Genomic DNA, 15119 nt, shown 5'->3' with positions numbered 1-15119 from the left:
GTACTTATATGTATTACAATTCTCGAGTATTAAATTTTTGTTAAGGAGATTTTTATTAATGAGTAATAACTTACCTTCAAATATGGTAATAGAAAATATAATTCAATCAAAGATGAGGGGGCGTGTGACTTATCAAGGCTTCGTTGCATCACAAATCGCGGTAAATTTTACGTATTCAAAACTATTTAATGATCCTTCTGGAAAGGGATATCAACGTCCTATAGACAAAAAGCGTTGTAAAGACTTTGCGAATTATCTATCACAAGGGGAAGATGCGCTCTATACACCAATTTTGTTAAATGCATCTGGAAATTGGGAATTTCATGCATATGACAAGCATAGATCAAATTTTGGACGACTAATTTGTAAGAAGAAAGCAACATTAATGGACGGACAACATAGATTAGGTGGGATAAAGGAGTATATTACTGAAACAGGTAGCACTTTAAATGTTCCATTTTTAGCATTTCATTATTTGGATGACGAAGAAGAAATTAAACTGTTTGATATAATTAATACGAAAGCAAAAGGGATAGGTACATCACTAAGTCGTTACCTTAATAGAGATAATGATGAAAATAGCTGGGTAGCTACAAATCTAATTCTTAGACCAGAGAGCCCATTCTTCAGTAAAGGGACTTTAATTGGAAAAAGAACTAAAGAGAAAAATATAACGTTACAAAATCTATATAATATTGTAAAATTGTTAACTAAGAAATCTGTATTAGAGAACCTTTCAAAAGAAAAGAAGCTAAACTTGGCGCTCTTTTATTTTAATTTAATTAAAGAACTGTTTCCGGATCAATGGGATAATAATAAACTTTATAGATTAACTCATATTACCTGTTTAAACGCTTTAGCAATTGCGGGAAATAAAATAATAAATGAAAATTATCTTATGAAATCCCAACAACCTGATTCAGTTGAAATAGCGAGTCTTATAGTAAATCTTAAAGAAATCGATTGGTCTTCAAATGGTGATTTAAAATATCTTAAAGGTTTATCTGGCTCTAAAATGCTTTCAAATGACATTTTGAATTGTGTGAAAATTAGTTGAAATCTTTATATAATTGAATATCTAAAGAATAAATAAAAATAAGCGTAAAATATTCCCCGCTATTAAACAATCGGGCGCGTTAGTTCAATATCACAGTACAAACATTATCAAACAACAAAAAAACGTATTTAAGAGTTATTCCCTTAAATACGTTTAAATACTTTTTTAGATTTAGTATACCTTATTATTGTCCAGTATACGTTAATATCGTAACTTAATAGCAAAAAACAACTTCGAAGTTGTTTTTTTTTAGTTAGAAAATAGATACGCTTACCAATCAGCTACTTTTTCCTTTTTCTTCTGCTCTTTCTTCTTCATAACGTTTGGTTACTGGATTCTTAACTTTATCCCACAATATTAGTACTTTTTGAATCTCTTTAGAAACATCGTCCATACTTGCTATATGAATGTTGTTCATTCTTGGCTGGCTTGTAACCTCAATTGAATCTCCCCACATCTTAACTTGTCTAGTGTTAAAATATCTGAAGTCTGGATCTGCTACATCTCCTATTTTTTCGGCTGTTTGGTCTAAAGCACTAAGAAATTCAAAGTAGTTTTTTCGATTCATTCCATCATAGAATGGACCTTTCCACTTATTCCAATGTTCAGCTAAAGAATCATTAAATAGGGCCCAACCATCATGTACCTTATTATAAGGAAAGAATTCTCGGTCTAAGTTTTTTAACCTCTCAATAATGTCATTAAGTTGCATCATTTCAAGATACTCAAACTCGGTTAGTTTATATTTGTACTCATTATTTACTTTTATTTCATTTACTTTTTTACTTTCTAGGATTTCCTTCCATCCATAAAGACCAATGACAAAACCTAATCCCAGGATCGTAAAACCATCACCAATAATAGGAAGTGATAAAGAGTTTGCTAAATTCGGAAATAGCCACATAATCATTGCTATAACAAAAAAAATAAGAGCAATTCCTTGTACATAGGCTGTATACTTTTTCAATTTTGTTATATCTAGTACGTCTGACAGGCTAATGAGTGCTGCGATAACTGATATTAGAGCTACAACTGAACTTGGAACTGAATACCCAAATAGTCTATAGACTGCTGCGATAACAAATATTAATCCAATTGCTATTACAATAATTCCAGATTTAAATTTCATAATTACCACCATTCTTCAATTAATATCATCTCCTATTATTGGTTTGTTTCACTTGAAAATAGATACTGAAAAATGAGTAAGCATCGACATTACTCATATTAACATAAATATCCAACAATAAAAATATCAATCTTTTCTACATAACTACGGACCAAAATGAAAATGAGTAATAATTACCACTCTTAACCATTTTTATACACACAGTACAAACATTATCAAACAATAATAATGTATACTAATCTAGAAAATCCGGTTTAAATTGCAGGACAAATTGATTGTGAAAAAATGTACTTAAACTAACGGGGCAGTTTAGTTGAATAAGAAGGTTTTTGGCGATTGTATAAAATAAGTTGATATGTGTAAATTGTTGCACAAAAGGGCTTCTTTTCTTCAAGATTGTTGAGCTGCTTAAAAGCTCCTCTTTTATGTTCTACTAAAGGGATTTTAGTTGAAGTATTTTAAGAACAGCAATTATGATGAGATGTATTTCTGATATCATCACAAATGTCCGATTTCTCCGTTGAAAAGGGAAATTGGACTGTTTTTATTTAATATTCGCTACGATTAATACTATAAAGTGAGTTAAGTAAGAATTATTAAAGTCTGAATGTTATTCGTAAAAAAAGAATTTTAAATCTATGGAACTTTTACATAGCTTAAATGCTCTAATTGTTAAAGAGTTGCTCGAAAAGGAGGAATCAGCATTTGTGATTACATCGATTTCGGATTCGATACAAATGAGAAATATCAAGAAGCAGGATATGCAGGCGATAGTAGATTGGTTTGACGTTAGACAATCAAAGTTTTATAAGATCGGTTGGTCTTATTTGAAAAATCATTACGATGTTGAAGATGTATTTCATAATACGATTATCAAAGTGCATGACAAAATTGGTCAGTTAAGGAAAGAGCAATACTTCGAAACATGGGTAACTTCAATTTTTATTAATGAGTGTAGGTCAATTTATCGAAAAAAGAACAAGGATACATTAGAAAACCCGCCAGAAATGATTGAGGAAAAGCCTTTGGAAAGCCAATTAGAAGTGATGGACAACTTGGATCAGCTTGAGAATATCCATAGAGAAGTCATCATTTTAAAATACTTGCAAGGTTTTTCCCAGAAAGAAATCAGTCATATTTTAAACTTGCCCATCGGAACTGTGAAATCTAGATTACATAGGGGTTTACGGGATCTTAGGAATCTAATTGAGAGCGGTGAAAGTAGTGGAGTGTAAACACATACAAGAGCAGATTATAGACTATTTAGATGGAATCCTTAATGATAATGAAAGAATTAGGTTTGACCTTCATGTTAATGGTTGTAAACAGTGCAAAGATGAACTGCTGAAATGTGAAGAGATTATAAAATCATTAAAAATTGAAAATGAGTCTATAAGCATCCCTCATAATTTTATGGATAATGTGAGACAATCAGTGGCAAATACACAAAAAAAGAAACGGAAGACATTTCAACGTCCCGCTATAGTGGGCATCGTTGCAGCTCTCATTATGACATTGTTTGTCGGTACTGCCGTTGCAACGAAAAGTTTTACTACTTTTGCCGAATGGTGGAGGGATTTTGGGAATAAGAAAAACGAACAAATAGAGAATTATGTTCAGCACGGTCTTGGGGACAATGTAAATATAGAAGCTGAAAGTAATGGAGTTAACATTACAGTTACCAGTGTCGTTGCAGATGATGTCCAAACACATATTTATTATGAAATAGAGGATAGGAACAAAGAGAACAAGTATATGGTTGATTTCACAAATGGGATACAAATCGTCAATCAGGATGAGTTGGTAAGCCTTGAGAAACCAATTAATAGCCATATCGGCCTTTATTCCGATAAAAGCAATGTATACAAAGGTAGACTTGGCATCGCACCTTTAGTCGCTAGTGAAGGAACAATTACGCTAAAGCTGGATAAAATTCAAAAAGCAATAGAAACTGATTTAGGGTTTTCTACGCCGAAGGATCCGATAAATCAAATGGAAGGAGATTGGTATTTTGAAATCCCTGTAAAAAAGAATTCCGCAATTGTTCATGAGCTTAACGTTGAAACTGAAATTGAAGGGAATCCTATTTATTTTGATAAATTAACCATTGCCCCAACAATCACAGTATTGTCCTATCGATACCGCACCAATAAGAGCGATAACAGAATGAACTATTTAACGATTGATAGCCTTGAAAGCGATGGAAAACATGTTTACGGAAGCCTGATAGATTTTGCAGGAGTTGGTTTCTCTCAATCTGAGGATAATGGTTGGGGCAGGTCTGAGGCAACATTCGAATCCCTTTATTTTGACAATCCAACCGGTATAAAAGTTCATATTGGAAGTGCGGAATTTACTATACAGGAAAAAGCCGATTTTCCGATTAATATATCCAAAGCTTACCCACAGACATTCGATTATTTAGGCACGACTATATCTATTGATAAAGTTGAAGTAGGACAGTCAACAAAGATTGTTATGAGCGAGGAGTTGAATGCGCATCGGGCTTATGAAACGTTCAGATATAGTATCTTTGACAAGGACAATCAACGTTTTTCTATAACTTCGAATCTTGATGGCTATTTCTTTGATAAGAATGGCACGAAATACGAAGGAAACGAGTATTTCTATCGCACGAATGAGCTTGAGGATGCTGTATTCTACTCCACGGAACATCATATTGAGCTCTCGAGAGATGGTTCTGAGGGAGAGCTTATTCCAGTAAGATTAGAAATATATGGTTACCAGACGACTGTATTTTACGATAGTGTTGTAGATATATCGTTGGAAGAAATAAAATAGTAGCAGAATAAGGAGTAGCCAACCGTTGCTGTTGGCTTCTTCTATTACTTTCAATTTTTTGACCTTGAAAAATAAATGCTGTGTTATTTTTGCATCACTAGGATTAAATGGTTATGCATTTGCTGAAACGCATAAAGTCAAAAAAATGATAAGTTCAGTGAGAAACACTGAAGTATGTAATGCATTCTACCTGAACTAACGCAGCAGGTTAGCATAATAGAGGTTGAGAAACTTGGAAATGAGGTGGACTCAATGGAGAATGTTAAATGGATAAATGGAAGCCATCAAGAGGATAACCGTATTTATGATTCTGAGTTTGAAGTTAAAGAATGGACAGAAGCATTATATCCAGATTTTGTTGCCTATTTAAGTAATAAAAATAATATAGGATATGCAACACCTGATGAAAAGGTAATTAAATATTTAGCATCTCTTTTTCCTCAATGGGCAGTTTATAACAATATGCAAATCGATGTCTGTACAGAAAAAACAGAAATAAATGGTCAAATTCTCTATAAAATTTGGACAGTGGAATTATAATTATTTTTCACTAACGGTGTGCTTTAGTTCAATAAGGATAGTGAAATATTTCGGCAAAAAAACGCTCATGATGGCCGGCCTGTAAGTCAAGTCTCACAATCGATTACCAAACTCGAAGATGAGCAATCGATGCAATTAAGTTTATTCGACGAACAGAAATGGCAGAGGCGTAAGTTGACTGGCGTAATGGATGAAATAAGGAATCGGTTCGGGGCAACAGCTAAATTACGTGCGGTATCTCTAACAGACAGCCACAGCCATCAAACGCTCCGAGCTAGTCGGCGGGCATAAAGGATAGGTGAAGGGTAACCGAACGAAATTATACCTTTATCAGATATCATTGAATTAGTAGGGAGGAATAAATTTAAAACAGAACCACATGGTATGTCAGTTAATTGAAGGTTACTTAAAGAACCAATGCTTGGTTCTATTATTCTTATGAAATATATGTACATGACCTATAGATAACATAACTCTAACAATTGAACTAAATAATTTTCGAAATTACTATATAGATGTACACATTTAAGTATGCATTTATCCTAATTATGTACGTTAAATTAATATGTACACACAATATAATTGGAAATCTATATGGAATATATGAACTATGATAAAATTATATATTATGTACACATTAATTTATGGTGATAAATCCGAGATACGATTAAAATTAAGTTTGAGGGCAAGGAACAAAATGTCCGCTATTTGCTAGTCGACACGCCTGAAACGAACCATGCTCAGCTAGGCAAGCAGCCATTTGGTCAGCAAGCGAAAGATCGGAATACGCAGCTGATGAACAGCGGTAAGCTCGAAATTGAATTTGATATCGGCGAACGAGTCGATAAATATGGTCGATTACTTGCGTATATTTATATTGATGGTGTGAGTATTCAAGAGAAATTGTTGGAGGAAGGATTGGCACGTGTCGGTTACGTTTATCCACCAAATACGCGTCATCTCGCTGCATTTGAAAAAGCACAGGACAAGGCGAAAAAAGCAGGCATTGGTATTTGGACGTTAGAAGATTATGTGACGGAGCGTGGCTTTGATAGCAAGAAGTATCCAGGGGACGAACGTTGATGTTAGTATGGATTCCCGTTGAATCTCGAATTGTTTTAGAACCCGGTATTCAAAATAAAAGAGATGAGAATATAGCAATCATGCTATTACTCTCATCTCTTTTTTATTTAAAAGTAGTTGACCAGACTAACTTTTTATTGAACAGACTCGATTTCATGGAAATAAAGACGATAATTCTTTTGCTCTGCTCCTTGGTATGTCACTTTAAGTTTACCTTCATATAATGATTCTCCTGTTTCCAAATCACCTATAACAATGGTATGTCCGCTAGTTGTTGCATGAATGGTATATAGTTTTCCACTCATTAACTTCGTAAAAGATTCACCCTCAACAGCCTTAGTTTCTGATAAATCAAATGACAGTGTTTCTCCCCATTTGTCACTTTCAATATCATACTGGCTGACTTCTACACCATTCGCTGTCCGTGATGGAATCAAAACTGTAGAATGATGCACAGCGGACGAATGATCCATAGATTCAACTATTTCATTAGGTTTAACGATTTTTTTAGTTTGATTATTTTCAATATCGTACACGATGAATTCATTCACAATTAAATTCGGTATATCGTCGATATATCTCCTATCTTTGTCAAACACCTCTATTTTAATGAGAAGATATTTTTGTCGTTGAATAGAATAGTAAGTATCATTGATTATACTTAAATCAGACCCGCTACTCTCAACCTTTGGAATAGAAGCAATCGTGTCATCACTTACTAGTTGTTGCTTATTCATATCAAATGTATAGACGCGTAATATTGCTCTTTCCCCACGTACAATGACCTTTAGTTCATGATCTATTACTTGAACATCGACAATCCGCATCCAACCATAATTTTCTTTTTGTGGTACATCTACCTGGAATGCTGTAATGTCTTCCGATTTTTTCGTTAACACTTCAATTTCAAAGGTTAAATCCTTCACTGGTAGATCATAAGGATCCTTAATCTGGGCATATACTACTGCATTTTCGTCTTCAAAAAATTGATTCGGCGTTAAGTCCTTACTTCGCATAAAGTTCTTATGCTTTTCTATCAATTCTTCAAGAGGATCAGGAGCGCCTGTTCCGGACACCCTCTGGAAAAATGATAGCTTAGTTAGATCGATGGTTTCCTCATTTGTCATTTGGAAAGATTGATTCAGGTAGTGATGATTGGGTGAAAAATTACCGTATAGCACTATATTTTGCAACTCATCCTCATTACCAGTTACATGTTCAACTCCAATATTTAAAGAATTGCTTGTCGCAAAACTGGATTGTATATAAAAAGTTCCGATAACAAGTATTGTAACCAAACAAATCGAAATGATTTTCCAATAGCGTCTCACTTATGTGACCTCCTATCAAACTCTTATTTTGTTTTTTAGTAGAAAATGGCCAATCCAAATGGCACAAGCTAGCACGATAAGACCTGCTGCTAATTCTAGGAAAAATAGTTCCCTTGGATAAAGATAATTATTTAACATAAACGCATTCACGAGTAGTGGTGCAAAGAAGATTAACAGGGAAGCAGCGCAATAGAGAATGCCATAAATGATCCCTTTTATACGGAAAGAGCGTTCAAACAAAATCACCGTAAAGACAACAAACACTGCTGCCATTCCTCCACCATAATACAGAACAAACTCTATAAAAGTGTTCGGAAAAAGTATCCCCAGGTTGGGGGAGTTGACAATTGCGTGAATCGGTAGATCAGTACGAAACTCACTTGAAACCACCAACTGTAAAACTTGACTTTCAACAGGCAATAATAGTAGTTGTAAGGCAACGAGACCTAAGACAAAGAGTAAAATCGTTGTAGCCTTTGCAATATAAATGGTAATACGTGCTGTTGGCAACATGAGTAAACGATAACTAAATGTATTTTTTCCAAACCAATCACGATACCAAATAAAAAAGACATAAATGATTAATACTACACCACAAGCTAGAATGGGTCCCGTAAACCAAACTGAATGAGTAATATTAATAAAAGACATAGTCCCATATTGTTCGATAAACTCGCTCTTCGGTATTAAATCTTTGTAAATGACTTCATTTGCACGCTTTAAATAGGCCTGCGATTCAACAATTACCCCAATGATTTGCGAAAGAATTGTAATGCCAAGTAAAACGAGGTATAGCTTTAAAAAACGGTTTACCTCGAAATTGACTAACTTCAAATAACGTTTCATGCTTGATACACCTCTCTCATGACATCAATGACCGATTTCCCTTCTGTTTCCCTTACTTCTTCTGTCTCAAATTCCTTTAAAACGGCGCCGTTATCTAGTAAAACGACTTTATCAATTAAATGTTCGATATCATTAATTTCATGTGTCGTGATAATAACGCCACGGTTTTCAATTAAATGACTCGTAAATACATTGGCAATTTGCTCGCGACTGAATATATCAATTCCTGAAAAAGGTTCGTCCATTAAGATATAATCGACATCCATTGCTAAACCAAGTAACAGGTTCACTTTTGCGGTATTGCCTTTTGATAGGTCAGAAATTCGATCCGTTTCATTTAGTTTGAAAAATCGGAGAATTTCAGTGGCACGTTTCTGATTCCAACAGTCGTAAAAATCAGCCATAAATACGAAGGCATCTCGTATGCGCATTTGCGGCAACATCGTTATGGTATCTGGTATAAAGGTAATTTTTTCATAGCTCCCTTTATGAATTTTTTCCCCATCAATAAGGATTTCACCACTGTTAATGGGGGTTAATGCCATAATGGCTTTCATAATAGTTGTTTTCCCAACACCATTAAGGCCAATTAGACAAGTGATTTGCCCTTTTTCTGCAGTAAAAGAAACGTCTTTTAGCACTTGCTTTCGACCAAACTTTTTAGTTACATTTTTTATCTCAATCACAAAGATCCCCCCAGTTAATTATTTTCCCTTTCATACGAATTCTTCACTAAATCCAAAGCCTCATGTACAGGAACATTGATGGACCGAACCGAATGAACAAACGTATTAACAGCCTCTAAGATCAATTCTTCTCTTACCATTTTGAGCACCTGTGCATCCTTTGTAATGCGACTCGGCAAATTCCCCTCAGTAAAAATCAACCCTTGTTCCTCCATTTCTTTATACGCTCGCTGCGCCGTATTTGGATTAATCTTCAGCTGATTAGCAAGTTCCCTTCTTGATGGAATCTCCTGACCCGCTTCAAAGGTACCTGTTGCAATTTGTTCTTTAAAATGCCGAATCACTTGCACATAAACAGGATCACGATTATTAAACTTCACATCCATAGACTCAACTCCTAAAAAACATAATGGTTTTACTACCCTGTACTAAGTGGATAATACAGTGTTGACAAAAATAAAGGATGAAACGCCAGTTGCGATAAAAGAATGCATCTAGAAAAAATAATGTTGTGTATTAAAGCATTAATACAGTTATTCCAAAAAACCATGGAATACATTCACCTGTCGTTCAACCCTCACGTATTAATGTGTTAATACACTTTATGATTTGTATTATATACTTAATACACTTTTGGAGTCAACCAACAATATCCATTTCTTATTAATTTGAGGATTTTGATTGAATTCTGAGTTGTGTTAGGTGTGGGCACTTAAATTGGGGAAACTGTGCAATACCTAATTTTTTTTACGAAACCCTTGACTTGTGCGCTGAACATGGTAAGATTCAAATCAATTACTTTTGCGCAAAAGCTAATAGACAACTATTAAAAATAAAATTATATATATTTGAGAGATGGTCCAGTAATCATATTGTGAGCAGCAACCAGAGACTGAATGGTAGATGTGAATTCAGGCAGCAATATGTATGAAGTACGCCGTCCGATTTTCTCAACTACTAACGAAGTGGATGGCCAGTCTAGAATTGGTCCATCAATTAGGGTGGTAACGCGGAGAGCTCCTTCGTCCCTTTCCAAGGGATTGAAGGGGCCTTTTTGTATTCATTTTTTGAACCAAGCTCCAATTTGATAAAAATAGTAAGTATATTCCGAAAGACTTAAGTTAGTCAACGAAGAAGGGGATGTCATAAATGAAAAAAGAATTATCTTTTGTAATGTCAATTATCCCAATATTGGCATTAATAATCGCGGCAGGCTCATCGATTTTCATTTGGAAGGCCGGGATGCATATTCCATTAATAATTGGGGTGATTGTGGCTGCTGTCATTGCGATCATTTGTGGTTGGAGTTGGCGTGAAGTAGAAAAAATGATGGTCAACGGGGTATCTCGGGCATTGCCTGCCGTTTTTATTTTACTCATTATCGGAATCATTGTTGGTACTTGGATCGCGAGTGGTGTTATTCCAACGATGATTTACTATGGTCTATCGATTATTGAACCTTCACTGTTTGTGCCACTTGTGGCACTCATTACTGGAATTGTATCGATTACGTTAGGAAGTTCTTTTACTTCAATTGCGACGGTTGGACTTGCTTTTATGGCGATTGGAGAAGGTCTTGGTTTTGCTCCGGGGCTTGTAGCTGGAGCCGTTATCTCAGGTGCCTACTTTGGCGATAAATTATCACCGTTTTCCGATACGACAAATATCGCTCCTGCCATGGCGGAAACGGATTTGTTTAGTCATATTAAGCATATGCTCTGGGACACGATTCCCGCATTTGTCATTTCAATTGTTCTGTATTGGTTTGTGGGTAATTCAGCCGTGGCACATCATACGGCTGATACGGGTGAAATTGATTTGATAATCAAAGGACTGGAGAGTGTCTTTGTCATTCATCCACTGCTGTTACTCATGCCAGTTTTCACCATTTTCTTAATGATGAAACGCATACCTGCGATTCCAGCGTTAACAATTGTAGCCCTTTTAGGTGCGGTACTTGCAGTCCTTGTTCAAGGGGTTTCCGTGTCCTCGATTGTTCAAGTGATGACGAGTGGATTTTCGGTAGATTCGGGTGTGGCTACAGTGGATTCGTTGCTTAATCGTGGGGGGCTCATGTCCATGCTTGCCACAATCGGTCTGTTAGTCATCGCGACATCTCTTGGTGGGGTCTTGGAAGAAACGGGATCTTTTGAAGTGTTAACGAGAAGAATGATAGAGAATGTACGCTCAACTGGAACATTGATCAGCACGACGATTCTGTCAACGTTTGTCGTTGCTTTTGCAAGTGGAGCTCAATTTTTAGCGATAATTTTACCGGCAAGGACATTTGTTAAAACGTATAAAGAGAAGGGGATTGACACAAAAAATCTTTCCAGATGTGTCGAAGCTGCAGGTACAGTAGGTATTAACCTCGTCCCGTGGAGTGTTCCGGTCATTTTTGCGGTGAGTATTCTGGGGGTTAGTCCAGGTGAGTTCATCCCTTATGCTTTCTTCGCATTTCTCGTTCCACTCATTAATATCATTTTTGGTTTCACAGGCTGGACCATTACGAAGAAGAACTATAGTGATGAAAGTGAAATAAAAACTAAAGGGGAAATGTCGTTATGAGCAAAGTCATTTTACACGTATTGGGAACGGCACAAGACGCTGGTCTTCCGCATCCAAATTGTTTTTGTAAAAACTGTGCTGAAGCAATCAACAATCCGGAGTATAGGCGCACTGCAGCGTCATTAGCAATTGTGCTACCGGAAGAGAAGGCGTGGCATTTGATTGACGCAACACCAGACTTAAAAGAGCAGATGGCAAGCGTACAAATCAAACACAATCTGCAAGGTCAGCTAATGGCGAGCATCTTTTTAACGCATGCACATTTAGGCCATTATCCAGGGCTATTGTTTTTAGGAAGAGAAGCGATTGGTGCAAACAAGGTGCCTGTCATGGCAGGTGCGAAAATGAAGAAAATGTTAGAACAACAAGCACCTTGGAGCCAGTTAACAAAACTACATAATATTGACCTACAAGAAATGAGTGATGGACAAGCGGTTGCTGTTTCACCTTATGCCACAGTCACACCGGTAGATGTCCCTCACAGAAATGAATTTTCTGAGACCTTTGCTTTTTGGATTAAAGGAACGAAGAAGAAAGTTCTTTACATTCCGGATATCGATCGATGGGAACAATGGGACAAAGATATTTACAAGGCGTGTGAAGAAGCTGACATCTGCCTACTCGATGGCACGTTCCATTCCGCTGAAGATCTTGAAAAAATTGGCCGTGATTATCGGGAAATCCCTCACCCTCTCATGACAGAAACAATGGATCGATTACAAGAATTAGTTGAGCAAACTGAGATTTATTTCATTCATCTCAATCACTCAAATCCCGCTATAGATAGGGATAAAACGATTCGTAATGACATTGAAAATAGGGGCTTTCATATTGCCGAAGAAGGTATGGAGTTTGTTTTGTGAGTTCGATAGCTAGAAAAGTAGAATATTGAAATTGAAGAAGTTATTAATTTCTGATTTAATAAAAAACTTGACTTCCTGTTTGAACGTGATAACATTCAAATCAATTACTTATTGCGCAAAAGTTAATGGCAACTATTAAAAATAAAATTTTATATATTTGAGAGATGGTCCAGTAATCATATTGTGAGCAGCAACCAGAGACTGAATGGTAGATGTAAATTCAGGCAATAATATGTATGAAGTACGCCATCCGAATTTCTCAATTTCTAATGAAGTGGATGACCGGTCTAAAACCGGTTCATCAATTAGGGTGGTAACGCGGAGAGCTTCTTCGTCCCTTTCCAAGGGATGGAAGGGGCTTTTTTGTATTCATTTTTCGGGTCAAGCTTCAGTCGCTAGTCGCTTGGGCCTACAGGAAGTAGGTCATGCAGTCGTTGCCAATCGAACTGCAGAGGGTTCGATTTTCCGTATTTCTGTGGTTTTTGCAGAAATTAAGGCACGTATTTAGACGTGGCGGTTTTAGACTGCGTTCCACTGTTCGCAATCATCGAGGAGGAATTTCATCATGTTTAAAATAAAGGCAGTTATTTCGCCCAGTCTTATAGAAGCCATTTCATTAGTCGTAGCTATAATTGCCGTGGTCAGTGTCAGCATTATTAAATTCGGTTCGGTTCCACATTTGCCGATTTTGTTTTCGATTTTGTTATTAATTTGTTATGGTCTTATGAAAAAGGTTTCGTACCGTAAACTTGAAAGTGGTTTGGTTGAAGGGGCAGGGGCTGGTATGAGTGCTGTTTTCCTGTTTTTCTTCATCGGTATTTTGGTGAGTAGTTGGATTATGGCTGGTACAATCCCAACGTTGATTTACGCTGGTTTTAATTTGATCACACCAACGTTTTTCTTTGCCATCGTGTTTGTGGTGACGGCGATTGTTGGAATTTCAATCGGTAGTTCGTTGACGACGGTGGCAACAGTTGGTGTCGCATTCATCGGGATGGGCACTGTGCTTGACTTGTCACTGGCGGTGACAGCAGGGGCAATTGTGTCTGGCGCATTTTTTGGAGATAAAATGTCGCCCTTGTCGGATACGACGAACCTTGCATCCTCTATTGTGGGTGTCGATTTGTTTGAACATATTCGCAATATGGGCTGGACGACGATTCCAGCGTTTGTCTTATCATTTATTTTCTTCGGCATTCTATCACCGAGTGTGACATTAGGGGAAGTCGATAAAATCAATATGTTCCAAGAGGGATTGTTGGCAACAGGGATGATCCATTGGTACACGATTGCGCCCCTCGTTGTGTTGTTTGTGCTAACGATTTTGAAAGTACCTGCGCTTATGACATTGGCAGTAAGTTCTGCTAGTGCGGTTGCAATTTCTTATTTCCATCATAGTTTTAGTGCTTCAGAAGTGTTTAGTATTTTATTTGGCGGATTCGTATCAACAACGGGAATTGCAGATATTGATGCATTGCTGACGCGTGGCGGTATGGAAAGTATGATGTTTACAATCGGGTTAGTATTGCTGGCACTTAGCATGGGTGGCTTGTTATTCAAACTAGGAATTGTGCAATGTTTATTGGCGACGATTGAGGGGCTATTGAAGAAAGTGTCCTCGGTTATTGCGGCATCTGCGTTGACGGCCATTAGTATTAATGTGCTGATTGGCGAGCAGTACTTGTCGATTTTATTAACAGGACAGGCTTTTCAATCGCAGTATGAAAAAGTAGGACTGACGGGTAAAAACTTGAGCCGGGTGATGGAAGATGCGGGTACCGTTGTGAATCCATTGGTGCCGTGGAGTGTGTGTGGAATTTTCATCTCAGGAATGTTGGGCGTTCCGACGATGGAGTATTTGCCATTTGCATTCTTCTGCTTGCTGTCACCAATCTTGACGGTATTGTTCGGATTTTCAGGAAAAACGTTGACGTACACGGATGGGAAATCGGTGGAACGTTGAATTAAAAAGAAGCTTCAACCGTCGAATATGATGGTGGGAGCTTCTTTTTGTATTTGGGTCGTCCAGTTTCGCCAGGGTCGCCGAGTTTATAGTCTACGTCGTCCAGTTTTGTACCAGGGTCGTTCAGTTTGCCGAATTCGTCGTTCAGTTTCGTCAGGGTCGCCGAGTTTATAGTCTACATCGTCCAGTTTTGTACCAGGGTCGTTCAGTTTGCCGAATTCGTCGTCCAGTTTCGCCAGGGTCGCCGAGTT

14 protein-coding genes are annotated in these 15119 nt (G+C 36.9%); 9 read left to right on the top strand and 5 right to left on the bottom strand.

What is annotated here, in order from left to right:
- Positions 1-58: 58 nt before the first annotated feature.
- A complete protein-coding gene (locus tag R2B72_RS15575) occupies positions 59-1057 on the top strand; it encodes a DGQHR domain-containing protein (RefSeq protein WP_318617631.1) in 999 nt (332 codons plus the stop codon).
- Between the two features lie 277 nt (positions 1058-1334).
- Here R2B72_RS15575 and R2B72_RS15570 read toward each other — a convergent pair whose 3' ends face one another.
- A complete protein-coding gene (locus R2B72_RS15570; protein WP_318617630.1) occupies positions 1335-2186 on the bottom strand; it encodes an APC family permease in 852 nt (283 codons plus the stop codon).
- A gap of 638 nt (positions 2187-2824) precedes the next feature.
- On the opposite strand from R2B72_RS15570, the gene R2B72_RS15565 reads away from it, so the two are divergent.
- From R2B72_RS15565 to R2B72_RS15545, 5 genes are all read left to right on the top strand, one after another.
- Entirely contained in the window at positions 2825-3421 is a 597-nt protein-coding gene (locus R2B72_RS15565; protein ID WP_318617629.1) for an RNA polymerase sigma factor, read from the top strand.
- Positions 3411-4988, top strand: a complete 1578-nt coding sequence (locus tag R2B72_RS15560) for a DUF4179 domain-containing protein (RefSeq protein ID WP_318617628.1) — start codon at positions 3411-3413, stop codon at positions 4986-4988. The genes R2B72_RS15565 and R2B72_RS15560 overlap by 11 nt, the downstream gene beginning before the upstream one ends.
- A 252-nt stretch (positions 4989-5240) precedes the next feature.
- Entirely contained in the window at positions 5241-5528 is a 288-nt protein-coding gene (locus R2B72_RS15555) for a hypothetical protein (RefSeq protein ID WP_318617627.1), read from the top strand.
- 129 nt (positions 5529-5657) lie between these two features.
- Positions 5658-5819: a hypothetical protein gene (locus R2B72_RS15550; protein WP_318617626.1), complete on the top strand. Its 162-nt coding sequence runs from the start codon at positions 5658-5660 to the stop codon at positions 5817-5819.
- Between the two features lie 417 nt (positions 5820-6236).
- A complete protein-coding gene (locus R2B72_RS15545; protein WP_318617624.1) occupies positions 6237-6611 on the top strand; it encodes a thermonuclease family protein in 375 nt (124 codons plus the stop codon).
- A gap of 134 nt (positions 6612-6745) precedes the next feature.
- Here R2B72_RS15545 and R2B72_RS15540 read toward each other — a convergent pair whose 3' ends face one another.
- From R2B72_RS15540 to R2B72_RS15525, 4 genes are read right to left on the bottom strand one after another with little or no spacing between them, the layout of a single operon-like run.
- Positions 6746-7942, bottom strand: coding sequence for a hypothetical protein (locus R2B72_RS15540; RefSeq protein ID WP_318617623.1), 1197 nt, complete (start codon positions 7940-7942; stop codon positions 6746-6748).
- A 15-nt stretch (positions 7943-7957) separates the two neighbouring features.
- Positions 7958-8788 (bottom strand): hypothetical protein, encoded by an 831-nt coding sequence (locus R2B72_RS15535; RefSeq protein WP_318617621.1) that lies wholly within the window; start codon positions 8786-8788, stop codon positions 7958-7960.
- The gene (locus R2B72_RS15530; RefSeq protein WP_318617619.1) at positions 8785-9474 is read right to left on the bottom strand and encodes an ABC transporter ATP-binding protein; all 690 of its coding nucleotides are present in this window, start codon (positions 9472-9474) and stop codon (positions 8785-8787) included. Before R2B72_RS15530 ends, R2B72_RS15535 begins: the two co-directional genes overlap by 4 nt.
- A 14-nt stretch (positions 9475-9488) precedes the next feature.
- On the bottom strand, positions 9489-9860 hold the full coding sequence (locus R2B72_RS15525) for a GntR family transcriptional regulator (RefSeq protein WP_318617618.1): 372 nt from the start codon (positions 9858-9860) through the stop codon (positions 9489-9491).
- A gap of 763 nt (positions 9861-10623) precedes the next feature.
- On the opposite strand from R2B72_RS15525, the gene nhaC (R2B72_RS15520) reads away from it, so the two are divergent.
- The 3 genes from nhaC (R2B72_RS15520) to nhaC (R2B72_RS15510) all read left to right on the top strand — a co-directional run bounded on the left by nhaC (R2B72_RS15520) (position 10624) and on the right by nhaC (R2B72_RS15510) (position 14868).
- Entirely contained in the window at positions 10624-12042 is a 1419-nt protein-coding gene (gene nhaC / locus R2B72_RS15520) for a Na+/H+ antiporter NhaC (protein ID WP_318617616.1), read from the top strand.
- Positions 12039-12905: an MBL fold metallo-hydrolase gene (locus R2B72_RS15515; RefSeq protein ID WP_318617615.1), complete on the top strand. Its 867-nt coding sequence runs from the start codon at positions 12039-12041 to the stop codon at positions 12903-12905. The genes nhaC (R2B72_RS15520) and R2B72_RS15515 overlap by 4 nt, the downstream gene beginning before the upstream one ends.
- Positions 12906-13470: 565 nt before the next feature.
- On the top strand, positions 13471-14868 hold the full coding sequence (gene nhaC / locus R2B72_RS15510; protein WP_318617614.1) for a Na+/H+ antiporter NhaC: 1398 nt from the start codon (positions 13471-13473) through the stop codon (positions 14866-14868).
- Positions 14869-15119 lie beyond the last annotated feature (251 nt).

Source organism: Sporosarcina sp. YIM B06819 (assembly GCF_033485175.1).
Classification (GTDB): Bacteria; Bacillota; Bacilli; order Bacillales_A; family Planococcaceae; genus Sporosarcina.
Note: the sequence above shows the minus strand (reverse complement) of the source record. Positions and strands in the feature narration are given on the sequence as shown.